The sequence below is a fragment of the Thalassiella azotivora genome (assembly GCF_054781695.1).
Genome location: NZ_BAAGTX010000027.1, coordinates 24,179 through 46,563 on the forward strand (window position 1 = coordinate 24,179; position 22,385 = coordinate 46,563).

Genomic DNA, 22,385 nt, shown 5'->3' on the forward strand with positions numbered 1-22,385 from the left:
GCCGCGCCACGCGGTCGTGGTGCCCCCGTCAGCGCCAGAGGACGGCGATGAGCACGTTGAGCAGCGACAGTCCGCCGACGGCGTGGACCATCCCCGCGTCGCCCTCCTTGCGGCGACGGGCGAGGAACACCACGACGGCGACGGCGAGGGCCACCAGCAGCTTCACGGTGATCTTCGCGTTGTCGACGTCCCGGTCCACCACGTCGGCGGACGCCAGGCCGACGAGCGCGACCCCCGTGACGAGCTGGGTGAGCGCACCGTGCCACATGCCCGGCAGCACCTTCGGGGTCCGGACCGTCACCAGCCACCCCCCGACGAGCATCGCCATCCCGACGAGGTGCAGCACCACGAGCAGCTGGTAGACGAGGTCCATGGCCGCAGGCTATCCACCGGCGGCCACCGCGCGACCAGGTGGTGCTCACCGAGCCAGCCCAGCCGGTCAGCCCAGCCGGTCAGAGCGGGTCAGAGCAGCCTGCGGTCGGCCGCCCACCGGGTCAGCTCGTGCCGCGACGACAGCTGGAGCTTGCGCAGCACCGACGAGACGTGGGTCTCCACGGTCTTGACGGAGATGACGAGCTCCCTGGCGACCTCCTTGTAGGCGTAGCCGCGGGCGATCAGCCGCATCACCTCCCGCTCGCGGGCGGACAGCCGGTCCAGCTCGTCGTCGCCGGTGGCCAGGTCGGCCGCGCCGGTGCCGAAGGCGTCGAGGACGAAACCGGCGAGCCGCGGCGAGAAGACCGCGTCGCCGTCTGCGACCCGGCGGACGGCCGCCGACAGCGCCGCGCCGTCGACCGACTTCGTCAGGTACCCGCGGGCGCCGCCGCGGATCACCGCGATGACGTCGTCCGCGGCGTCCGAGACGCTGAGCGCGAGGAAGCGGACCGGCGCGCCGCCGGCGGTCGTGGTGCCGCCGCAGCGGCGCAGCACCTCCGCCCCACCGCCGCCGGAGCCGCCGGGCAGGTGCACGTCGAGCAGGACGACGTCGGGGCGGGTGCGGGCGACGAGCTCGACGGCACCGTCGACGTCCTCGGCCTCGCCCACCACCTCGAGGTCGTCGGCGAGCTCGGTGCGCACGCCGACGCGGACCAGCCGGTGGTCGTCGACCAGGGCCACGCGCAGCACTCAGGTCCTCCCGTCCGGTGCCGCGTCGCCCGCGCCACCGGCCCCATCCTGCCCGGCGGCGAGCGGTCCGTGCACGAGGCGCACCTCGGTGCCCCCACCGGCCGGGCGGCGCACCGAGGCGCTGCCGGAGTGCCGGGCCATCCGCTCCAGGACGGACCGGCGCAGCCCCAGCCGGTCGGCCGGGACGGCGTCCAGGTCGACCCCCGGACCGTGGTCGCGGACGAACGCCTCGACGCCGTCCTCCGTGACCTCGACGTACACCGAGACCGGCGGCGCGCCGTGCCGCACCGCGTTCACGAGCGCCTCGCGCAGCGCCTGGACGAGCGCGTGCAGGTCGCCGTCGAGCGCGGTGTCGCCGACGGTGACGACCTCGACCGGGACGCCGTGCAGGTCCTCCACCTCCGCCACCACGCCGCGCACCGCCTCGGCCAGGCGGGCCGGCGCCGGCGCCGCGTACAGCCACTGGCGCAGCTGCCGCTCCTGCGCGCGGGCCAGCCGCGTCACCTCCACCGGGTCGTCGGCGCGCTTCTGAACCAGGGCGAGGGTCTGGAGCACCGAGTCGTGCAGGTGCGCGGCGATCTCCGCGCGCTCGTCGGCCCTGACCCGCGCCGCGCGCTCGGCGACGAGGTCGCGGCCGAGCTGGGTCACCCACGGCGCCAGCAGGAGCCCGGTGCCCACCAGCACGGCCCCGGCCGCCAGCAGGGCACCGCGCAACGCGGCCGCGTCCACCGTCCCCGACAGCAGCAGGAGCAGCCCCACGACCGCGAGCGCGACACCGGAGGCCAGCCGCACCAGCCCGGGCCGGGTGTCACCGCCCGCGCTGGCCAGCCACCGCGCCCGGTCCGACCGGTCGAGCCGGCCCCACGCCAGCAGCGCGCCGACGACGATCGCCGCGAGCGCGGCGACGGTGAGCGGCTCCACCCCGACGCCGGCCCGCTGCGCCAGGGTCGCGGACCCGACCGCGACCAGCGCCGCGCCGGCCACCGTCGTCAACGCGTTGTCCTGCAGCACCTGGGCGGTGGCCCGGTCGTCGCCGCCGTCCGGGCCACCCGCGTGCTCCGCTCCCGCGTCGGGGGTCGGTCCGCCGCGGCGGTCCGCGGGCGCCGTCCCCGTGCGCCGGGCGACCGGCGCCGCCGGGACGAGCAGCCACAGGAGCAGGTAGGCCAGGACGCCGGCGCCCCCCAGCGGGACCAGCAGCACCAGCACCGCCCGCACCCGGGCGACCGGCACGCCGAGGTGCGTCGCCAGTCCCGCGGCGACGCCGGCGACCCACCGGTCCTGCAGCGTCCGGCGCAGCGGCGGCCGCGTTCCCGGGCGGCCGTGCGCTCGCGTCGTCACGTCACCTCCGGCCATCCCCACATCCTGCCGGGCGACGCCGCGTCCGGGGCCCGGGAAGCACCCTGGCCCTCCCCCGGGTCCGCCCGGGGCGGGCACGCGGCCGGCTCGGGGTCGCACCAGGGTCCTCACCGATACCGGCGGACCTCCCGCGCGGGCAGGCTGGACGCATGACGACCCCACCACCGACCGCGCCGACCGGCGGACCCCACGGCGCCGCGGACGACGCCCCGCAGGCTCCAGGGCCCGCACCCGAGGCAGGGCCCGACCCCGGCCGGGACCGCACCGGCGCCGAGCAGTTCTTCGACTCCGTGCGCCGCTCCCCGGTGCAGCGCAGCGACGACCGGTGGGCCGGTGGCGTGTGCGCCGGCCTCGCGGAGCGGATCGGCGTCGACGCCGTGGTCGTCCGCGTCGCCGTCATCGTGCTGTCGGTGCTCGGCGGCGTCCCCGCCGTCCTGTACGGCGTCGCGTGGCTGCTGCTGCCCGACCGGCACGGACGGATCGAGGCCGAGGCGGTCTCGCGCGGCGACGTCAGCGCCGGTGCGGTCGTCGCAGGCGTCCTGGTGCTGTGCGCCGGGTGGCTGCCGAGGCCGTGGCAGCTGTGGTGGCCCGGCGCCGACCCGGGCTGGGACGGCGGTCCGCTGGCGGCCCTGGTGCTGGTCGCGGTCGTCGTCTCGGCGATCTGGTGGCTGCCGCGCGTGGTGGAGTCCTCGCGGACCCACGCCCCGGCCGCCGGCCCGGCCACCGGTCCGGCCACCGGTCCGGCCGCCGGGCCGCCCGGCACCCCCACGGGGCGCCCCGCCGGCAGCCGGACCGCACCCCGGCCCGCCGAGTGGGCCCGGCACGGCGACGCCGGTTCGGGACCACCGCCACGCCGCCCGCGCCGCCGTGGGCCCGGACCGCTGCTGACCACCGCCGTCGTCGGCGTGGCGCTGGTGGCGGCCGGCCTGGCGGCCACCTGGGCGCTGCAGGGCGGCCTGGACCTGCCGACCCGGCTCGCCGCGGCGCTCGCCGCCGGGGCCGTCCTCGGCCTGGCCGTGGTGGCCCTGGGCGTCGCCGGACGCACCGACGGCACCGTCGGCCTCCTCGCGGTCGTCGTGACCTGCCTGGCGCTGTGGTGGTCCGTCGTCCCCGGCGACGCCCGGGTGGCCTTCGCCGACGCGTCGTACACCCCGACGGGGCGGTCGGACGCGGCCCGCGGGCACGTGACGCTGTTCGGCGACTCGCGCGTCGACCTGACGGACGTCCCCGCCGACGCCGACGACGCGCTGGTCGTGCCCTTGCGCGCCGGTGTCGGGCGCGTGGAGGTGGTCGTGCCGGACGACGTCCCGGTGACGGTCAGGGTGCAGGCGGTCGTCGGCGGGACCGACGCCGCGACGGTCCCGGACGGGTGGACCCGCAGCGGGCTCACCGGGGGTGTCGGCGCGGACGCCGAGCTGCGCAACGCCGCCCGGGCCCGCGGCGAGGACGGCGGCCTGGTGGTCGAGGTCTCCGCGCTGGTCGGGGACGTGGACGTGGTCGAGGAGGGGTCCCGATGAGCGAGCCGACGAGCGAGCAGCCGCACGAGGCGGCGCACCAGCCGACGCACCAGCCGACGCAGCAGCCGACGCACGAGCACCCCGAGCCGGCTCCACCGGTCGGGCCGTCCGCGGCCACCGTCGTCACCGGGCTGGTCGTCCTGACGGTGCTGGGCCTGATCGCCCTGACCCGGCTGACCGACGTCCGGGTCGACTACGGGCTGGTGCTGCCGGTCGGGATGGTGGTCGCCGGCGTCCTGCTGCTGCTCGGCACCGGACTGGCCCTGCTGCGCGGTCGCCGCCGCTGAGCCGAGCACCGCCGGGCCCGGTCGGGCCTGGTCCGGTCCGGGACGATCTCCCCGAACTGCCCACGGAGATCACCCGCGGGGCCCTACGATCCCCGTCGCCGTGCCCCACGAGGGCGCGTCCCCGAACCGGAGGCCTCACCCCCGTGCGCTCGTCACCGCCGCTGCGGCGCCTGTCCCTGCCCGCCGTCGTCCTCGCCGTGCTGCTGGCGGCCGTCAGCCTGGCCGCCGTGCCGGCGAAGAGCCCCGCGTTGTACGCCGAGGGCGTCCGGCTCGGCGCGGACGGGCGACCGCAGGACCTGCCCGTCGGTTCCTCCCTCCAGGACGCCGGCCCCACCTGGGCGGGCGCCGTCCCCGGACAGGGGACGCGGTGGGAGGACATGGCCCGCCGGGCGATGGCCGACCTGGACGTGCTGACCGTCCCGGCCGACCTGGACGACGACCCCGCGACCGCCGAGCTGGCGGCGCTGGCCGGGTGGCGCCCGCTGTGGCGGTACGTGTGGCCCAGGGACTCCTCGTTCGTCACGGCCGCCCTGTCGGTGTCCGGTCGCACCGACGACGCGGAGGCGGTGCTGCGGCACGTGCAGGGGCTGCAGGCCGCCGACGGCACGTTCCAGGCGCGCTACCGCGTGGACGGGTCCGTGCCCGACGACCGCGGTGAGCAGCTGGACGGCGTCGGTTGGGTGCTGTGGGCCACCTGGGTGTGGGTGGAGTCGCTGCGCGCGCAGGGCGTCCCCGAGGACGCGGTGGGCGCGCGGCTGGAGGGGCTGCGCCCCCTCGTGACCCGGTCGGCCGCACTCGCCGCGGCGTCGGTCGACCCGGGCACCGGGCTGCCGCCCCCGTCGATGGACTACTGGGAGATCGAGCTCGACGAGACCTCGCAGGGGACGGCCGCACCGGTGCTGGTGGGACTGCGCGCCGCCGGGCAGCTGCTGCCGCTCCTGGACGAGACCGACCTCACCGCGCAGGTCGCGGACACGGAGGCCCGGCTGACCACCGGTATCGCGGACACGTTCGGGAGCCGGGGCTACCCCCGGCTGCTCAGCACCGGCCGCGCCGACGCGTCGGTGGCCTTCCTGATGCCCCCGTTCACCGAGCAGCCGGAGGGCCAGCAGGACGCGTGGGTGAGGGCACGCGGCGTGCTCACCGCCCCGAACGGCGGGCTGCGGCCCGGCGAGGAGTTCCACAAGCCGTGGCTGGCGTGGACCCCGCAGACGGCGCTGTTCGCCATGACCGCCGCCGCCACCGGGGACACCCGGACGGCGCACGAGCTGCTCGACTGGCTGGACGCGCGGCGCACCCGGGTCGGCTCGCTGCCGGAGAAGGTCGACGAGAACGGCCGTCCGGCCGCCGTCGCCCCGCTCACCTGGACCGCGTCGCTCGTGCTGCTGACCCTCGCCGCCCTGGAGGGTGACCTGCCGGCGCCGCCGCCGGCCTGACCCGCTCGTCGGGCCGGAGGTCAGGCGGGCGGCAGGAGCAGCCGCCGGACCGCGTCGGTGAGGTGCACCTCGCCGGCGCGCACGGCGGCGAGCGGTACCCACGCCGCCGCGTCCGTCGTCCCGTCGACCTCGACGACCCGGGGCGGCGCGTCGTCGTCCGTGGCGGCCTCGAAGACGAGGCCGACGGAGTGGTAGTCCTCCCACCGACCGGACGGCGCTCGCCCGGTGAAGTGCACCGACGTCACGTCGACCAGGCGGCCGACCGCGACCACCAGGCCGGTCTCCTCGCGCACCTCCCGGGTCACCGCGTCGCGGGGGTGCTCACCGTGGTCGACCCCTCCCCCGGGCAGCGCCCACACCCCCGGCCGCGGCGCCCGGTCGCTGTACCGGGCGAGCAGCACCTCGTCCCCGCGACGGCACAGGGCGTACGCCGCGAGCCGCTGCAGGCGCACCGGCTCGACGCCGGGGGGAGGTCGGTCCACGCGGCGACGGTACCGACCGGCGTCCCGCCCGGCTCCCGGGGCGCGCGACGCGGGGCCGGTCCTAGGGTGGGCTGCGTGCCCCCGTCCCCCCGGTCCCTGCGTCGCGCCGCGCACACCGCGGCCCTGACCGCCTTCCGCCGGCTGCCGCCGTCCGTGCGGCGCGCCGTGGTGCGCACCGCGGCCCCGTCGTACACGGTCGGCGCGGTCGCCCTCATCGAGCACGACGGCGAGGTCCTGTTCCTGCAGCAGCCGCACCGTCAGGGCTGGAGCCTGCCGGGCGGCCTGCTCGACCGCGGTGAGACGCCCGCACAGGCCGTGGAGCGGGAGGTCCGCGAGGAGACGGCCCTGCGGATCGAGGCGGGGGACGTGCTGACGACGGGGGTGCACCCGTCCGTCGGCCGGGTCGACGTGGTGTTCCGGGTGCGCGCGCAGCAGCGGCCGCACGTGCGCGTCGGGGGCGAGGCGCGCGACCACGCGTGGTTCCGTCCGCAGGACGTGCCCGAGGTGGACGGGGCGACCCGCGACATCCTCGCCTCGCTGCGCGAGCCCGGCGACCGGCGCGACGGCCGGGTCCTGCCGACCACGTGAGCGACCTCGCCGGGGTGGTCCTGGCCGCGGGCCTGGGCACCCGCCTGCGCCCGCTGACGATGCTGCGCCCGAAGTGCCTGTGCCCCGTGGCCGGCGTCCCGCTGCTGGGGCACGCCCTGGACCGCCTCGTCCCGTGGTGCGGGTCCGGGCCCGGGCACCTGGCGGTCAACGCCCACCACCACGCCGACCAGGTGACGGCCTGGCTGGGGCGGCGCGCGCACGTGTCGCTGGAGGCCGACGAGCCGCTGGGGACGGCGGGGGCGCTGGGCGCCCTGCGTCCGTGGGTGGGTGACCGGGACGTGCTGCTGACGAACGCCGACGCCTACCTCGTCGGGTCGCTGGGGCCGCTGCTGGACGGTTGGGACGGTGAGCGCTGCCGCCTGCTCACCGTCGACACCGGCGCCCCCGCCGACTTCGGGACCCGCCGCTACGTGGGGGCGTGCCTGCTGCCCGGCCGCCTCGTCCGGGGCCTGGAGGCGACGCCGTCCGGCCTGTACGAGGCGCTGTGGCGGGGTGAGCAGGCGGCCGGACGGCTGGAGCTGGTCGACCTCGACGGGGAGGCGGTCGACTGCGGGACCCCGGCCGACTACCTGCGCGCGAACCTGCTGGCCTCGGGGGGCCGCAGCGTCGTCGGCGTCGGCGCCGTGGTCGAGGGGACGCTGGAGCGCTGCGTCGTCTGGGACGGCGCGTGGGTCGGACCGGACGAGCACCTGGTCGACACGGTCAGGGCCGGGACGCGCGAGAACGTCGTCACGGTCCCCTGCGGGTGAGCCCGGCGACGGCGGGTCGCCGGGGCTGACTCAGCCGTCCTGGCGGGCCCGGCCCCAGCCGTGCCAGCGGTCGACCTCGATCCACGCGTCCACCCGGGGCCGGTCCCGCACCGGGTAGGGGTTGCCCGTGTAGTGGCGCGAGATGCGGTCGATCCCGCGCAGGTCGGTGTCGTCGGTGAGCTCGGTGACCCGGCCCTGGACGCTGACGTGGGTGTACCAGTCGTCGTCCGCGAGCACCGTCAGCGAGACCCTCGGGTCCCGGCGCAGGTGCTGCAGGCGGGTGCGGGACTCGTCGAGGTTGACCAGCAGCCGGTCGCCGTCGAGCAGGTACCAGGTCGCCACGGACACCGGCGAGCCGTCCTTGCGCAGCGTCGCCATCACGGCGGGGTTGGGCCGGGCGAGCAGGTCGCGCAGGTCCTCGGGCAGCGGTCCGGTCGGCACGGTGGCACCCCTCTCGTCGCGTCCCGGGCGTGGTCGCCGGGCGTGGGTGCCCAGCCTGTCAGCGGCGGCGCCCGCGCGCACCGGGTCACCGGGCGGTGCCCCCGGCGCCGGGTTAGCGTCCGGGGGTGCGGGTGGCGACGTGGAACATCCTCAACGGCACGTCGCTGCACGACCGCCGGGTCGAGGCGGCGCGGCTGCACGACGCCGTGCGGGTCCTGGACGTCGACGTCCTGGGGCTGCAGGAGGTCGACCGGGACCAGCCGCGGTCCGGTCGCCTGGACCTGACCGCCGAGGTGGCGGACGCGCTCGGCGCGCCGCACTGGCGGTTCGTCCCCGCCGTCGTCGGCACCCCGGGGGAGACGTGGCGTGAGGCGACGGACGACGACCAGGAGCGGCGCGGGCACCGGCACTACGGCGTGGGGCTGGTGTCCCGGTTGCCGGTGGTGTCCTGGCACCACCTGCGGCTGCCCGCGGCGCGGGTGCGCGCACCGATCCTGCTGCCCGGTCACAGCCGCCCGCTGCTGTGGCTGCGCGACGAGCCGCGCGTCGCCGTCGCGGCGGTCGTGCGCGCGCCCGTGGGCCTGGTGACGGTGGCGTGCACGCACCTGTCCTTCGTCCCCGGGTGGAACGTGCGGCAGCTGCGGCGTCTCGCCCGGTGGCTGTCCGGCGCGCCGGGCCCGCACCTGCTCGTCGGTGACCTGAACCTGCCCGCCGGTGCGGCGGAGCGGGTCTCGGGCTTCCGGGCGCTGGCCCGGCACGCGACGTTCCCGGCGCCGGCACCGCGGGTCCAGCTCGACCACGTCCTGGGACGCGGTGCCCTGCCGCCGGTCCACGCCAGCGCCACGCACGACCTGCCGGTGTCCGACCACAAGGCACTCAGCGTCCACCTGAGCGCGACCGGCTGACGGCGACCGGCTGAGGGCGACCGGCTGATCCCGGGCCCCGGACGCCCGCTGCACCCGGCTCGCTGCGCCGACGGGGTCCCTCGGACGGCGCATCCAGCCCGCGGGACGGTGCTCGCGCCGTGCCCGCGTCCGGCCCTAGCGTTCGCCGGTGCGCACAGCGACGTGGTGGCGGGCGGGCCTGGCGGTGGCCCTGGTGGCCGGGGCCGGCTGGGTGGCGGTCGCGAACGGCCCGGGCGGCTCCGACGCGGGGCACGACGGCCACGCGGCTCCGGCTGCTGCCGTGGAGCCCGCCGGGGTGCACCACCCGACGACGCCCCCTCCCCCGTCCGCGCCGCTGCGGGCGGGCGAGGCGTTCCTCGACCTGGCGATGCCCGAGCCGTACACGCCGTCCGCCCGGGGGACGGGCACCGACGACTACCGGTGCGTGCTGCTCGACCCGGGCCTGACCGAGTCGGCGTTCGTGACCGGCGTCGACGTGCGGCCGGGCCGGACGGACCTCGTGCACCACGTGATCCTGTTCCGCGTCCCCCCGGAGCAGGTCGCGGCGGCGCAGGAGAAGGACGCCGACGAGCCGGGCCAGGGTTGGACGTGCTTCGGCGGGACGGAGCTGGACTCGGGCGGACCCGGGTCGACCCTGGACAGCGCCCCGTGGTTGGGCGCGTGGGCGCCGGGCGGCGGGGAACGGGTGCTCGCCGACGGGATCGGCACCCCGCTGGAGGCGGGCAGCCGGGTCGTCATGCAGGTGCACTACAACCTGCTCGCCGGTGAGGGCGCGGACTCCACGACCGCGCGGTTGCGCGTCGCCCCCGCGTCGTCCGGCCTGCAGCCGCTGGAGACGGTGCTGCTCGTGGCGCCGGTCGAGCTGCCGTGCCGGCCGGGTCACGACGACGCGCCGCTGTGCGACCGGGAGCGCGCCGTCCTGGACGTGATGGCCCGGTTCGGACCGGACTCGGGCCGCACGGTCGCGGGTCTGCAGGTGCTGTGCGGTGACGTCACGGCGCCCGCGGCCGGGCCCGTGCAGTCGTGCGACCGGGTGGTGCGCGAACCGGGCACGTTGCACGCCGCGGCCGGGCACATGCACCTGCTCGGCCGGTCCCTGACGATCGAGCTCAACCCGGGGACGCCGCAGGCCCGCACGGTGCTCGACCTGCCCGTGTGGGACTTCGACGACCAGGGCGCCAAGGCCCTCCCGGAGCCGCTGCCCGTGGCCGAGGGGGACGTGCTGCGCGTGACGTGCCGGCACGACCAGGCGACGCGCGACCTGCTGCCCTCGTTCGACGGCCAGCCGGACCGGTACGTCGTCTGGGGTGAGGGCACGACGGACGAGATGTGCCTGGGGACGCTGCTCCTCACCCGCCCCTGAGTGCGTCCGCGCTGAGCCGGTCCAGGGAGCCGGTCAGAACATGTCGGGGCAGAACGGGGCGCGCTGGCCGGCGAAGGCGGCGGACGCGGCCGCGAGCGCGCCCGGGGTGCGCTCGGTGACCCGGCCGGCTCGGGCGAGCTCGCAGAGCGTCGGGCCGCCGAGGTAGACCGTCCCGAGCTCGCGGACGTCGAGCTCGAGGTCGGCAGCGTCGTCCGTGCGCTGCACGTCGGCGGACGTCGGCCCGCCGCGCAGCCGGAACCGCGCGTCGTTGTGCGGCAGCAGCCGGTCCCGCACCCCGAGGACGACGTCGACGTCCGAGGAGTACCGGCGGGCGCCCAGGGCCGCGGCGACGTCGACCAGGCGGACGTAGATCCCGTCGGTCAGCTCGGTGTGCACGGCCCGGTGGTCGGCGACGAGGTGGCGCAGGACGTCGTCCGCGGGGGCGTTGCGCTGGATGAACTTCCGTGCGAGGTCGAGGTCGAGCAGGTAGCGCCACAGCCGCGCGTAACCCTGCGGGGTGGCCGCGTCGACGTCGGCGACGCGCACCTCCCCCTCCGGCACGCCGCTGGGGTCGTAGCCCTCCTTGAACCGGTACCGCGCGAAGCCGGTGGGGGTGCCGTCGGCGTCGAAGTGCAGGACGTACCGGGCCGCGGTGGCGCCGTCCCGCCACTCGGAGGGGTCGAACAGCGTGCGCTCCCACCAGGGGCCGGGGCGGTCGAGCGCCCCGACGCGCTGGGGCAGCAGCCGGGCGTGCAGGTCGCGGACGACGTCGAGGTACTCCTCCTGCTCGACCTCGGCGACCGAGCCGTCACCGAGGTCCACGTCCGGCAGGTACGCGAGGTTCCTGGTGCGGCCGGAGATCCTCGCCCGGGGCGCCGCGTGCCCGTAGCCGAACCGGCCGTAGATCAGCGACTCCGAGGCCCACAGCGTGGCGACCGGCTCGCCGCGCCGGCGCACGTCCTCGAGCTGGTGGGTCATCATCTCGGTCAGCAGCCCGCGACGCCGGTACGGCGGGTGGACGGTGACGATGGTGACCGCGGCGGCCGGCACCGAGGCCCCGCCGGGCACGGTCATCCGGCGGCTGAACGCCCCGCAGGTGGACACCCACCGGCCGTCGACCTGGTGACCGAAGGACCGGTCCCACTCGACGACCTTCCGCTCCGCCTCGAGGGTGTGCTCGGGAGACTCCTCCTGGAAGCCCCTCAGGATCGCGGCCGCGTACTGCGGCCAGCCCTCCTCCGTGGCGTACGTCAGCTCGGGCTTCGCCAGGTGCGGCGGCGTGGTCGGCATGGGTCCCATGAAAGCGCCTGCGCGCCGGGACGAGCCACCCGATATCCGCGGCCGGCGACGGCGGAGCCACCGTCGGTGCGGGACCTGCCGGGCCCGGCGCGCGGCGCGTCTCAGCAGCCCCGGGTGAGTCGTCGCGCGATCCCGGTCGCCGCCGCGACGGGGTCGACGTCCGGCTGCAGGGGGACGGTCAGCCGGTCGAGGACCACTCCGGTGACGACGTGGTGGAGGGCGGCGACGAGGTCCGCGCCACCGGGGAGCTCGCGTCCCTGGTGGAACGCCACGTCGGCCGCGAACCCCTCCCGCAGGAACGGCGTGAGCCGCTCGGCGACCTCGGGACTGCGGGCCGCCTCGAGGCGCAGCTCGATCAGCGTCAGGGCGAGGTGCGGGCGCGCGAGCAGCCGTTCGAGGACGTAGGCGGTGTACGCGACGACGGCGTCCTCGCCGGCCAGTCCGGCCATCGGCTCGAGCCGCTGGACGTCGGGCGACAGCAGCTCGAAGCTGCGCTCGCCGACGCCCACCACGAGGTCCGCTCGGCGCGGGAAGTAGTTGGCGCACGTCCCGACCGGCACGGCCGCCTCGGCGTCGACCGCCCGGTGCGTGAGGCCGCGCGCTCCCGACGAGCCCAGCAGGGCGATCGCGGCGTCCAGCAGCTGGGTCCGCCGCCCGGGGTTCGCGACCATGCCCCCAACCTACGCCAACCACTACGATCGTTGTAGTTTGTGCGCGACAACCACCCGGACGCCAGGAGGTCCCGTGCGCTCGCTCGTGTACTACGTCGCCACGTCGTTGGACGGGTTCATCGCGGACCCCGACGGGGACACCTCCGCCTTCCCGAACGACCCGGAGGTGCTGCGTGACCTCTTCGCCCGGTACCCGGAGACCTGTCCCGCGCACGTGCGGGACGCGCTCGGCGTCAGCGGTCCCGCACGGCGGTTCGACACCGTGGTCATGGGGGCCCGCACCCACCAGCCGGCCGTGGACGCGGGTCTGGTGAGCGCCTACCCGCACCTGCGTCAGCTGGTGGTGACCCACCGGGACCTCGCCACGGACGGCACCATGGAGCTCGTCCGCGGGGACGCCACGAGCCGCGTCCGCGACCTGAAGTCCGAGGACGGCATGGACATCTGGCTGTGCGGCGGGGCGGACCTGGCCGCACAGCTCGTCGACGAGATCGACGAGCTCCAGGTCAAGGTGAACCCCGTGCTGATGGGATCCGGCGTCCCGCTGACCCGGCTGGCGCACGCACCTCGCCGGATGCGGCTCGCCGCCAGTGAGCAGCTCCCCGGCGGTGTCCTGCTCAACACCTACGTGCGGGCGTGAGCGCTCACTCCCACTCGATGGTGCCCGGCGGCTTGGACGTGACGTCCAGGACGACCCGGTTGACGCCGTCCACCTCGTTGGTGATGCGCGTCGACACGCGCGCGAGCAGGTCGTACGGCAGCCGGGACCAGTCCGCGGTCATCGCGTCGTCGGAGGACACCGGCCGCAGCACGACCGGGTGGCCGTAGGTGCGGCCGTCGCCCTGCACCCCGACGGAGCGGACGTCGGCCAGCAGCACCACCGGGCACTGCCAGATGTCGCGGTCCAGGCCGGCCGCCGTCAGCTCCTCGCGGACGATCGCGTCGGCGCGCCGCAAGGTGGCCAGCCGGTCGGCCGTGACCTCGCCGATGATCCGGATGCCCAGGCCCGGGCCGGGGAACGGCTGGCGCCAGACGATCGCCTCGGGCAGCCCGAGCTGCTCGCCGACGGCGCGGACCTCGTCCTTGAACAGGGTCCGCAGCGGCTCGACGAGCTCGAACTGCAGGTCGTCCGGCAGCCCGCCGACGTTGTGGTGGGACTTGATGTTCGCCGCGCCCTCGCCGCCGCCGGACTCGACGACGTCCGGGTACAGCGTCCCCTGGACGAGGAAGCGCACCTCCTCGCCGTGCGCGCCGGCGTCCGCGACGAGGTCGCGCGCGGCCTGCTCGAAGGAGCGGATGAACTCGCGGCCGATGGTCTTGCGCTTCTCCTCGGGGTCGGTGATCCCCTCGAGCGCACCGAGGAACTGCTCGACCGCGTCGACGACGACCAGCCTCACCCCGGTGGCGGCGACGAAGTCGCGCTCGACCTGCTCGGCCTCGCCCTCGCGCAGCAACCCGTGGTCGACGAAGACGCAGGTCAGCTGGTCACCGACGGCCTCGTGCACGAGGGCCGCGGCGACGGCGGAGTCGACACCGCCGGACAGGCCGCAGATGACCCGGGCGTCGCCGACCTGCTCGCGGATCCGGGCGACCTGCTCGGCGATGACGTTGCCGGTGGTCCAGTCGGCGGTGATGCCTGCGCCGCGGCGCAGGAAGTTCTCCAGCACCTGCTGGCCGAACGTGGAGTGCCGCACCTCCGGGTGCCACTGGACGCCGTACAGCCGGCGCTCGGCGTCCTCGAACGCAGCGACGGGCGCGCCGGGCGACGTCGCGGTGGCCCGGAACCCCTCCGGGGCGGACTGGACGGCGTCGCCGTGGCTCATCCAGACGCTCTGGTCGGTCGGCTGCCCGTGCAGCAGGACGCTGTCACCGCGCTCGACGCTGACGGCGGTGCCGCCGTACTCGCGCAGGCCCGTGCGGGCGACCTCCCCGCCGAGCGCCTTCGCCATCGCCTGGAAGCCGTAGCAGATGCCCAGCACGGGGACGCCGGCCTCGAACAGCCCCTCGTCGACCGCAGGGGCCCCGTCGGCGTACACCGAGGACGGCCCGCCGGACAGGATCACCGCGGCCGGGTCGCGCTCCAGGATCCGCTCCGCGGACCAGGTGTGCGGCACGATCTCGGAGTACACGTTCGCCTCGCGCACCCGCCGGGCGATGAGCTGGGCGTACTGGGCGCCGTAGTCGACGACGAGCACGGGCCGCTCCCGGCCGGTGCCGCTCGCCTCGCCCGGGCCGGACGCCGGCGCGCCGTCCGCGGTGATCTCGCTCGTCGGGTCGTCGTCGTGCCCGTGGTGCTGGCGGTGGGTGGGGGCGTCCTGCGCGGAGGACCCCGGGACCGGGCGCTCGTCCGGGTGCGGCTGGCTCACGCGGCCAGCCTAGTGGCGGGCGGACGCCGGGCCGACCGGGCGGGCGTCCGGTCCGGCGAGTGCGGGCGGAGGGCCGACGGGCGCTCAGGCCTCGCCGCGCTCGCGCATCAGCTCGCGCACCTCCGCGGTGGTGCGGTGCTCGGCGACGAACGACAGGACGGGCACCACCCCGGCCAGGACCAGCGCCACGAGACGCCCGAGGCTCCAGCGGAGCTTGGACCACAGGTCGACGACTGTCACCAGGTACACCACGTAGATCCAGCCGTGGACGATGGCGATCCAGCTGCCGAGCCACGACTCGCCCCCCAGGACGACGTACTTCGCGACCATCTCCACGCACAGCAGGAGCAGGAAGGCGCCGGTCACGTACGCCATCACCCGGTAGCGCGTCAGCGCGGGCCCGAGCCGCTTGCCGGCGGCCCCGGGCCGCACCTGCGTCCCGCCGCGGCGCGCCGCCACGGGCTGCTCAGTGGTGGGCTGGCCGTTCTGCTCAGGCACGGGGGCGCTCCTGCGGTGTCGTGGTGACGGGTTCGGTGGGGCCGGGTTCAGTGGGGCCGTGTTCGGTGGAGTCGGGTTCGGCGGAGCCGGGTGGGACGTCCGGTCCGGGCTCGCCCCGGGCGGGGTCGGCGTCGGCCGAGGGGCCCGGCTCGGCGTCCTCGACCTCCCGGCGGTGCGCGTCGGCGACGACCCGCCACCAGAGGAACACGGCGAAGCCGGCGAACACCCACCACTGCAAGGCGTAGGACAGGTTGAGCAGGTTGAACCCCCGGCCCTGCGACGACTGGACCGGCACCGGCGCGAGCCCGGGGTCGACGTCCTCGGTGACGACGAGGTAGCCCGCGTACAGCGGCGGATCCCAGACATTGACCAGGTCGGCGGCGCTGACGCCGCGCACCTGGTCGGGGGGCAGGTCGGTGCGACCGGCCGGCCGCATGCTGCCGTGCATCCGGCCGAGGACCGTGACCTCACCGTCGGGCGGCGCCGGGAGCGGCTGCCCTTCGGCGACCCAGCCGCGGACGACCGGCAGCGTCGCCGTGACGGTCGCCCCGTCGACGACGTCCCGCACCTCCAGCGGGGCCAGCACCCACCGGCCCGGCCGGCCGTCGAGCTCGCGCTGCACCACCTCGAGCTGGTCGCCGGCGCGGTAGGCGCCGGTCACCCGGACCTCGGGGCGCAAGGCGTCCTGCGGCAGGGCGACCTGCGGCTCGGCGACCTCCACCAGGTCGACGACCGGCGGCGGGGCCGCGTCGGGGTCGGACCGCTGGGACCGGTCGAGCTGCCAGCGCCCCAGCAGCGAGAAGACGGTGGCGACGGCGAGCGCGAGCACCAGAGCGGCGACCCAGCGCGGTCGCAGAGCCGTCCTGAGCACCCTCCGACGGTAGCCCGCGGGCGGGCCGGCGCGGCCGTCAGGGTGGGCGGGTGGCGGTCGGACGCGACAGGACCCCGCACCCGGAGGGGGGTGGGTGCGGGGTCCTGCCTCGGTCCGTGGAGTGGCCGCGGACCGAGTCCTGCGGGACGGCGGGCGTCCGGGTGGTCAGGCGCTGTGCGCGGCCCTGCGACGGCTGCGGGTGAGCAGGACCATCCCGACGCCGCCGGCGACGAGGACGGCGCCCAGCCCGAGGGCGAGCAGGGAGTTCGAACCGGTCCGCGGCAGCTCGTCGCCGGGCTCGCGCTCGACCACCTCGTCCTCGACCTCGGTCGGGGCGGTCGGGGACGGCGACGGGGCCGGCTCCTCGGCGCACTCCAGGACGCCCTCGAGCTCCCAGGTGGTCGTGCCCTCGAGCTCGTAGCCGTCGGCCGGGTAGGCCTCGACGGTCACGGCGTACGCCTCGCCCTCGGCGACCTCGAGCGCCACGTCACCGGCAGGGACCGGCTCGCCGTCCACGAGCCACTCGACGCCCTCGGTGGCGGGCAGGGTGATGACGACCAGGTCGTCGTCGCAGTCGGAGCGCACGGTCGGCTCGGCGGGCGTCGCGGGCTCCGGCTCGGGCTCCGGCTCGGGGGACGGCGACGGGGACGGGGACGGCTCCGGCTCGGGCGCGGGCTCCTCGCAGTTGCGCACGCCCTCGAAGACGAAGCGCTCCTCCGTCTCGTAGCCGTAGGAGCCGGTCACGGCCTTCGCCACGACGCGGTACGCGGCGTCCTCGGCGACCGGCACGAGGTGCTGCTCGTCGGTGACCCGCTCGCCGTCGACGACGTAGGTCACGCCCTGGCGGGGCGGCAGGGTGACGAGGAGGCCACCCGCGGCGCAGTCCAGCTCGGCCGTCGGGACGGCCGGCTGGGTCTCGCCGGGGCAGGCGTCCTGGGTGCCGCTGCGGGAGAAGGTCCAGCCCATGCGGCCGCGCAGGTCGTCGTGCGCCTGGACGTCGACGACCCACCGGGCGGTGGGCTCGACGGAGAAGTCGAACGGCACGGTCGCCTCGAAGGAGGCGCCGAAGTCCTCCTCGACGACGACCTCGTCGTTGACGATGATGCGGACGGTGTTCGTCCCGCGGGCGACGTACTGGGTCAGCTGCACGGACAGCGCCTGGCAGGTGCTGGAGATCCGTGGGGTGTGGGCGGAGGCCGAGGGGGCCAGCACGGCCCCCGCGGTCATCACGAGGAGGGCGGCGAGGATCGCCCTGAGGGCACGGGTCACGTGGTCTCCCTGTCAGGTCCGGTGGGTCGTCTGGCAGAGGGGCCGGTCTCACCACTCGCTCCGCGCGGCCGTGCACCTCGTCGGGTGCGCGGTGACCGGGTTCGGCCGCGCCTCGTCACGTCCCCCGAACGGTCGCCGTCAGGCGCCCGCTCGGCGCGAAGTCAAGCAGCCGCCCGACCGACCGGGACCGTCGATCCGGGTGTGACATGGGTCTCATCGCCAGCACGTGAGCCGGTGGACACGAGCGGTCACTCTCGTTGTCGCTCAACGTCCCTGGCCGGTCACGGCACGTGCGTCTCGTGACGCCCGGTGACCGCCCGCGACCCGAACGCGGCCACGGCCCGAGGCTCCGGCGACAGGCCGCCCCGCCGGGCCTGTGCTTCGCTGGGGCCATGGCCGACACCAGCACCCAGGTCCGCAGGGACGACGACCGCTCGCGCTACGAGGCCGTCGTGGACGGCGAGGTCGCCGGCTACGTCGAGCTCGAGCAGCACGAGGACCGCGTCGTCCTGACGCACACCGTCGTCGAGGACGCGTACGAGGGCCGCGGCGTCGGCTCCGCGCTCGTCCGCGGCGCCCTGGACGACCTGCGGGACGACGGACGCACCGTCGTCCCGCAGTGCCCGTTCGCCGCCTCCTGGATCGAGCGCCACCCCGAGTACCAGGACCTGCTCTCCTGACTACCCGCCGCCGGGCACCCGGACCGCACGGCCCGCCCGGTCAGGACGACGAGGGCAGCGTCCAGCGCACGCCCGTGAGCTCCTGCGACCGCTCCCACAGCCACGCCGCGTCGTCGGGGTCGAGGGCCGCGGACGCCGGGCGCACCCGGCCGGGCGCCCCACGCGCCTCCCCGAAACCGGTGGGACCCCACAGGTCGCCGCCGGCCACGTCCCCACCCGTGGCGGCGACCAGCACCGGCGCCGCCCCCAGCCGGGCGTCGTTCAGGAAGGTGGCCGTGACCGCACCCACCAGCGGACCCAGGACGCGGGCCGCCACCGTCGAGCGCGCCATCGGCCCGGCGGCGACGAGGTTCGTGGCGGCCACGCCCGGGTGGGCGGCGACCGACCGCACGGCGGAGCCCGCGGCGACGAGACGCCGGTGCAGCTCCAGCGCGAACAGCACGTTCGCCAGCTTGGACTGCGCGTAGGCGTCCCAGGGCCGGTACCGCCGCTCCCCCATCAGGTCCTCGCGGTCCAGGCGACCACGGCGGTGCGCGATGCTCGTCACCGACACCACCCTCGCGTCGCCGCCGTCGTCCGCGGCGGCCTGCAGCAGGTCCAGCAGCAGACCCCCGAGAGCGAAGTGCCCGAGGTGGTTGGTGGCGAGCTGGCGCTCGAAGCCGTCGACGGTCACCGACCGCGGGACGGCCATCACCCCGGCATCGGCGACCAGCAGGTCGAGCCGCCCGACCCGGCGGCGCACGTCCCCCGCCGCCGTCCGCACCGACGCCAGGTCGGTCAGGTCGAGCGGGACGTGGTCGACGAGGGCGCCCGGCACGCCGACCCGGACGGCGCCCAGCGCCTCGTCGGCGCGGGCGGGGTCGCGGGAGGCCATCAGCACGTGCGCCCCGGCCGCGGCGAGCGCCCGGCAGACCTCGAGACCGATCCCCGAGCTCGCGCCCGTGACGAGCGCGGTGCGGCCGCTCAGGTCCGGCAGCACCACGGGCAGGGGGACCCGGGAGCCGCTCACGCCGGCTCCACCGTCGACGCCCGCGCGGGCGCCGCCGACGCGGAGGACGGCACGGGTGTCACCGGGATCAGCCGCAGCGCGCCGGGCGCGCTGCCCGGCACGGCCGGGCGCACCGGCGGCACGGCGGCCAGCCGCCGGTAGCCCTCACCCTGCCGGGGGCGCGGGTCCTCCTCACCGGCGTTGGGCCACAACGACGTCGCGCGCTCGGCCTGCGCGGTGATCGTCAACGACGGGTTCACCCCGAGGTTGGCCGACACCGCCGAGCCGTCGACGACGTGCAGCCCCGGGTACCCGTGCACCCGGTGGTACGGGTCGACGACGCCGCGCTCGGCGTCGACGCCGATCACGCACCCGCCGAGGAAGTGCGCGGTCATCGGCACGTCGAACAGGTCGCCGACCGTCCCACCCGGCTCGGCCCGCTGACCGGTGCGCTCGGCCAGCCGCACCGCCATCCGCCGGATCGCGGTGTGGGCCACCGGGATCCACGTCGGGTTGGGCTCGCCGTGCCCCTGCCGGGACGTCAGCGACCACCAGCGCACCGGTCCCGCCCCGCGGCGGCGCGCGGACACCGTCAGCGAGTTGTCCAGGGTCTGCATGACCAGGGCGATGATCGTGCGCTCGCTCCAGCGCCGCACGGACAGCGCCATCGCCAGGTCGCGGGGACGCCGGACCGCCTCGCGCAGGAACCGCGCCCACCGCGGCCGTCGCCCGCCTCCGTCGACGAGCAGCGTGGCCAGCAGCCCCATCGCGTTGGAGCCGCGCCCGTACCGGACGTTCTCGACGTGGGTGTCGGCGTCCGGGTGGAACGACGACGTGATCGCCACCCCGCGGGTCAGGTCGACGCCCTGCGGCACGCGCGCTGTCATCGCGCCCAGCAGCGCTTCGGAGTTCGTCCGGGTCAGCTCCCCGAGCCGGTCCGACAGGCGGGGCAGGGCCCCGGTCGCCTTCATCCGGTGCAGCAGCGACTGGGTGCCCCACGTGCCCGCCGCGAGGACGACCTGGTCGACCTCCAGCACCCGACGGGTGCGGCGCCGCCACGGCCCGACCGCCCCCGAGCGCTCGGACGTCACCCGGTACCCGCGGGACGTGTCGGCCGGGTCGACCGGGCGCACGTCGACGACGGTCCGCATCGGCTCGATCCGCACGCCGAGACGCTCGGCCAGCGCCAGGTAGTTCTTCACCAGCGTGTTCTTCGCCCCGACCCGGCACCCGGTCATGCACGACCCGCACTCGGTGCACGTCGTCCGCTCGGGACCGGCGCCGCCGAAGTACGGGTCCGGCACCGTCTCACCCTGCCGCTCACCGAACAGCACCCCGACCGGGGTCCGCCGCCACGTGCTCGCCACGCCGAGGTCCTCGGCGACGTCGCGCATCACCTGCTCGGCGAGGCCCTCGCACCGGTTCCGGACCACCCCGAGCATCCGCTGGGCCTGGTCGTAGTGCGGGGCGAGCTCGTCCTGCCAGTCGGTGATCCGCCCCCACTGCGGGTCGCGGAAGAACGGCTCCGGCGGCACGTACAGCGTGTTGGCGTAGTTCAGCGAACCGCCGCCCACGCCGGCGCCCGCCAGCACCAGGACGTCGGGCAGGCGGTGGATGCGCTGGATGCCGAAGCACCCGAGCGCCGGCGCCCACAGGTACCGGCGCAGGTCCCAGGACGTGCGCGGCAGCTCGTCGTCGGCGAACCGGCGCCCGGCCTCCAGGACGGTGATGTCGTAGCCCTTCTCGGCCAGCCGCAGCGCCGCGACGGAGCCGCCGAAGCCGGAGCCGACGACCGCGACCCGCGTCACCGCCACCCCGCCGCCTTCATCGCCCGCAGCGCCCCGGTGAACGCGGCGGTCCACTGCTCGGGCGGGCGGCCGAACACGGCACCGAGGCCGACGCCCTGGTTGGCCCCGACCTGCACCGCGACGGTCTGCGACTCGGTGTACTTCGTGATGCCCTCGGCACCGTGCCGGCGACCCAGGCCGGAGGCCTTCATCCCGCCCATCGGCGCGCCGATGCTGCCCCACGCGGCGGCGTAGCCCTCGTTGACGTTGACCGTCCCGGCCTGGATGGCGCGGGCGACGCGGCGGCCGCGCTCGACGTCGGCGGTCCACACGCTCGCGTTCAGCCCGTAGTCGGTGTCGTTGGCGAAGGCGACGGCCTCGGCGTCCGACGTCACCCGGTACACCGACACGACGGGACCGAACGTCTCCTGCGCGTGGCAGACCGCGCTCGGCGGGACGCCGTCCAGGACCGTCGGCTCGTAGAAGAGCGGCCCGACGTCCGGCCGCGGCCGGCCCCCGGCCAGCACTGTCGCCCCGTGCGCCACGGCGTCCTGCACGTGGGCGGTGACCGTCTCGAGCTGGGCGGCCGAGACCAGGCTGCCGACGTCGGCCGACCAGTCGAGACCGGTCCCGAGCCGCAGCGCCCGGACCCGGCGCAGGAAGGCCGCGAGGAAGGCGTCGGCGATCCCCTCGTGCAGCACCAGGCGCTCGACCGACACGCACAGCTGGCCGGCGCTGGCGAAGCACACCCGGACCGCGCACTCGGCGGCCGCCTCGACGTCCGCGTCGTCCGCGACGTACATGGCGTTCTTGCCGCCGAGCTCGAGCGAGGCCCCGACGAGCCGCTCCCCCGCCCGGGCGGCGACCCGGCGGCCCGTCGCGGTCGAGCCGGTGAAGCAGACGTAGTCGGCGAGGTCGACGACGGCCTGCCCGATGGTCGGCCCGTCGCCGACGACGACCTGGACCAGCCCGTCGGGCAGCCCTGCACGCGACAGCGCCCGCACCGCCCACAGCGCGGTCAGCGGCGTCTGGCTGTCCGGCTTCAGCACGACGGCGTTGCCGGCCAGCAGCGCGGGCAGCGCGTCGGACACGGCCAGGGTGAGGGGGTAGTTCCAGGGGGCGACGATCCCGACGACGCCCTTGGGGTGGCGGACCTCGTGGGTCACGGTCAGCACGGGCACCAGCGCGGCCCGCCGCCGGGTACGCAGGTACCCGGCGCCGCGGCGGGCGTAGTGGCGGGCGACCAGCGCGACGTCGGCGACCTCCTCGTAGGCGTGCGCCCGGGCCTTGCCGGACTCGAGCTGGACGAGGTCGAGGACGTCGGCCTGCTCGGCCAGGACCAGGTCGTGCAGCCGCAGCAGGACGGCGGCGCGGTCGCGCAGCGGACGCCGGGCCCAGTCCCGCTGGGCGGCGCGGGCGCTCTCCACGGCCAGCGCGACGTCCTCCGGGGTGGACAGGCGGACCTCGGCGAGGGCCTCGCCGGTGAAGGGGGCGGTCGTGGTCAGCGTGCGCGCCCGCGGGGACGCCACGACCCGCTCGGTCAGCGCGGCGACGAGCTCGGGGTCGAGCCGGTGGCCCGGGCCCCGGTCCGGACGGTCACCGACCGCGCTGGAGGGCTGCTCGGACGCCGCGGGGCCGGACGGACCGGCCGTGACCGTGCTCATGGCGCTCAGACTAGGCACCGACCGC

General features: G+C 76.4%; 23 protein-coding genes. 9 read left to right on the forward strand and 14 right to left on the reverse strand.

The genetic code is table 11. The annotated features are described in order from the left end of the window. Positions 1-28: 28 nt before the first annotated feature. The 3 genes from ACYVQV_RS16515 to ACYVQV_RS16525 all read right to left on the reverse strand — a co-directional run bounded on the left by ACYVQV_RS16515 (position 29) and on the right by ACYVQV_RS16525 (position 2,475). Positions 29-373 (reverse strand): hypothetical protein, encoded by a 345-nt coding sequence (locus ACYVQV_RS16515; RefSeq protein ID WP_461024411.1) that lies wholly within the window; start codon positions 371-373, stop codon positions 29-31. 89 nt (positions 374-462) lie between these two features. Next, positions 463-1,122, reverse strand: coding sequence for a LuxR C-terminal-related transcriptional regulator (locus ACYVQV_RS16520; RefSeq protein WP_461024412.1), 660 nt, complete (start codon positions 1,120-1,122; stop codon positions 463-465). Then, on the reverse strand, positions 1,123-2,475 hold the full coding sequence (locus ACYVQV_RS16525; protein WP_461024413.1) for an ATP-binding protein: 1,353 nt from the start codon (positions 2,473-2,475) through the stop codon (positions 1,123-1,125). Positions 2,476-2,627: 152 nt separating this feature from the next. Here ACYVQV_RS16525 and ACYVQV_RS16530 point away from each other — a divergent pair, with 152 nt between their 5' ends. The 3 genes from ACYVQV_RS16530 to ACYVQV_RS16540 all read left to right on the forward strand — a co-directional run bounded on the left by ACYVQV_RS16530 (position 2,628) and on the right by ACYVQV_RS16540 (position 5,718). Next, positions 2,628-3,995 carry a PspC domain-containing protein gene (locus ACYVQV_RS16530; protein WP_461024414.1) on the forward strand — a complete coding sequence of 456 codons (1,368 nt, stop codon included), beginning with the start codon at positions 2,628-2,630 and terminating at the stop codon, positions 3,993-3,995. Continuing rightward, positions 3,992-4,282 carry a hypothetical protein gene (locus ACYVQV_RS16535; RefSeq protein ID WP_461024415.1) on the forward strand — a complete coding sequence of 97 codons (291 nt, stop codon included), beginning with the start codon at positions 3,992-3,994 and terminating at the stop codon, positions 4,280-4,282. Before ACYVQV_RS16530 ends, ACYVQV_RS16535 begins: the two co-directional genes overlap by 4 nt. 143 nt (positions 4,283-4,425) lie before the next feature. Then, positions 4,426-5,718: a glycoside hydrolase family 15 protein gene (locus tag ACYVQV_RS16540; RefSeq protein WP_461024416.1), complete on the forward strand. Its 1,293-nt coding sequence runs from the start codon at positions 4,426-4,428 to the stop codon at positions 5,716-5,718. A 20-nt stretch (positions 5,719-5,738) separates the two neighbouring features. Here the strand turns inward: ACYVQV_RS16540 and ACYVQV_RS16545 are convergent, their stop codons facing one another. Then, entirely contained in the window at positions 5,739-6,200 is a 462-nt protein-coding gene (locus ACYVQV_RS16545; RefSeq protein WP_461024417.1) for an NUDIX hydrolase, read from the reverse strand. A gap of 75 nt (positions 6,201-6,275) precedes the next feature. Between ACYVQV_RS16545 and ACYVQV_RS16550 the strand changes: the two genes are divergently transcribed. Both ACYVQV_RS16550 and ACYVQV_RS16555 read left to right on the forward strand, forming a co-directional pair. Continuing rightward, positions 6,276-6,788 carry an NUDIX hydrolase gene (locus ACYVQV_RS16550; protein ID WP_461024418.1) on the forward strand — a complete coding sequence of 171 codons (513 nt, stop codon included), beginning with the start codon at positions 6,276-6,278 and terminating at the stop codon, positions 6,786-6,788. Continuing rightward, a complete protein-coding gene (locus ACYVQV_RS16555; protein WP_461024419.1) occupies positions 6,785-7,558 on the forward strand; it encodes an NTP transferase domain-containing protein in 774 nt (257 codons plus the stop codon). Before ACYVQV_RS16550 ends, ACYVQV_RS16555 begins: the two co-directional genes overlap by 4 nt. Before the next feature lie 30 nt (positions 7,559-7,588). Here ACYVQV_RS16555 and ACYVQV_RS16560 read toward each other — a convergent pair whose 3' ends face one another. After that, positions 7,589-7,999 (reverse strand): PPOX class F420-dependent oxidoreductase, encoded by a 411-nt coding sequence (locus ACYVQV_RS16560; protein ID WP_461024420.1) that lies wholly within the window; start codon positions 7,997-7,999, stop codon positions 7,589-7,591. Positions 8,000-8,124: 125 nt separating this feature from the next. Between ACYVQV_RS16560 and ACYVQV_RS16565 the strand changes: the two genes are divergently transcribed. Then, complete coding sequence (locus tag ACYVQV_RS16565) at positions 8,125-8,904, forward strand: endonuclease/exonuclease/phosphatase family protein (RefSeq protein ID WP_461024421.1); 780 nt, start codon at positions 8,125-8,127, stop codon at positions 8,902-8,904. A 148-nt stretch (positions 8,905-9,052) separates the two neighbouring features. Beyond that, positions 9,053-10,267, forward strand: coding sequence for a hypothetical protein (locus tag ACYVQV_RS16570; RefSeq protein WP_461024422.1), 1,215 nt, complete (start codon positions 9,053-9,055; stop codon positions 10,265-10,267). 33 nt (positions 10,268-10,300) lie between these two features. On the opposite strand, the gene ACYVQV_RS16575 is transcribed toward ACYVQV_RS16570, so the two are convergent. Both ACYVQV_RS16575 and ACYVQV_RS16580 read right to left on the reverse strand, forming a co-directional pair. After that, positions 10,301-11,557 carry a GNAT family N-acetyltransferase gene (locus tag ACYVQV_RS16575; protein ID WP_461024423.1) on the reverse strand — a complete coding sequence of 419 codons (1,257 nt, stop codon included), beginning with the start codon at positions 11,555-11,557 and terminating at the stop codon, positions 10,301-10,303. 110 nt (positions 11,558-11,667) lie between these two features. Then, positions 11,668-12,237 carry a TetR/AcrR family transcriptional regulator gene (locus ACYVQV_RS16580; RefSeq protein WP_461024424.1) on the reverse strand — a complete coding sequence of 190 codons (570 nt, stop codon included), beginning with the start codon at positions 12,235-12,237 and terminating at the stop codon, positions 11,668-11,670. Positions 12,238-12,310: 73 nt separating this feature from the next. Here ACYVQV_RS16580 and ACYVQV_RS16585 point away from each other — a divergent pair, with 73 nt between their 5' ends. After that, on the forward strand, positions 12,311-12,877 hold the full coding sequence (locus tag ACYVQV_RS16585; RefSeq protein WP_461024425.1) for a dihydrofolate reductase family protein: 567 nt from the start codon (positions 12,311-12,313) through the stop codon (positions 12,875-12,877). 4 nt (positions 12,878-12,881) lie between these two features. On the opposite strand, the gene guaA is transcribed toward ACYVQV_RS16585, so the two are convergent. The 4 genes from guaA to ACYVQV_RS16605 all read right to left on the reverse strand — a co-directional run bounded on the left by guaA (position 12,882) and on the right by ACYVQV_RS16605 (position 17,241). Next, positions 12,882-14,498: a glutamine-hydrolyzing GMP synthase gene (guaA, locus tag ACYVQV_RS16590; RefSeq protein WP_461024436.1), complete on the reverse strand. Its 1,617-nt coding sequence runs from the start codon at positions 14,496-14,498 to the stop codon at positions 12,882-12,884. 189 nt (positions 14,499-14,687) lie between these two features. Further along, positions 14,688-15,035: a DUF3817 domain-containing protein gene (locus ACYVQV_RS16595; protein WP_461024437.1), complete on the reverse strand. Its 348-nt coding sequence runs from the start codon at positions 15,033-15,035 to the stop codon at positions 14,688-14,690. A gap of 58 nt (positions 15,036-15,093) precedes the next feature. After that, complete coding sequence (locus tag ACYVQV_RS16600; RefSeq protein ID WP_461024426.1) at positions 15,094-15,972, reverse strand: SURF1 family protein; 879 nt, start codon at positions 15,970-15,972, stop codon at positions 15,094-15,096. Between the two features lie 165 nt (positions 15,973-16,137). After that, positions 16,138-17,241 (reverse strand): LPXTG cell wall anchor domain-containing protein, encoded by a 1,104-nt coding sequence (locus ACYVQV_RS16605; protein ID WP_461024427.1) that lies wholly within the window; start codon positions 17,239-17,241, stop codon positions 16,138-16,140. 392 nt (positions 17,242-17,633) lie between these two features. Between ACYVQV_RS16605 and ACYVQV_RS16610 the strand changes: the two genes are divergently transcribed. Further along, positions 17,634-17,921: a GNAT family N-acetyltransferase gene (locus tag ACYVQV_RS16610; RefSeq protein ID WP_461024428.1), complete on the forward strand. Its 288-nt coding sequence runs from the start codon at positions 17,634-17,636 to the stop codon at positions 17,919-17,921. A gap of 40 nt (positions 17,922-17,961) precedes the next feature. Here the strand turns inward: ACYVQV_RS16610 and ACYVQV_RS16615 are convergent, their stop codons facing one another. From ACYVQV_RS16615 to ACYVQV_RS16625, 3 genes are read right to left on the reverse strand one after another with little or no spacing between them, the layout of a single operon-like run. After that, complete coding sequence (locus ACYVQV_RS16615) at positions 17,962-18,930, reverse strand: oxidoreductase (RefSeq protein WP_461024429.1); 969 nt, start codon at positions 18,928-18,930, stop codon at positions 17,962-17,964. Continuing rightward, a complete protein-coding gene (locus tag ACYVQV_RS16620) occupies positions 18,927-20,723 on the reverse strand; it encodes a GMC oxidoreductase (RefSeq protein WP_461024430.1) in 1,797 nt (598 codons plus the stop codon). Before ACYVQV_RS16620 ends, ACYVQV_RS16615 begins: the two co-directional genes overlap by 4 nt. Further along, positions 20,714-22,360: a succinic semialdehyde dehydrogenase gene (locus tag ACYVQV_RS16625; RefSeq protein ID WP_461024431.1), complete on the reverse strand. Its 1,647-nt coding sequence runs from the start codon at positions 22,358-22,360 to the stop codon at positions 20,714-20,716. The genes ACYVQV_RS16620 and ACYVQV_RS16625 overlap by 10 nt, the downstream gene beginning before the upstream one ends. Between the last annotated feature and the right edge of the window lie 25 nt (positions 22,361-22,385).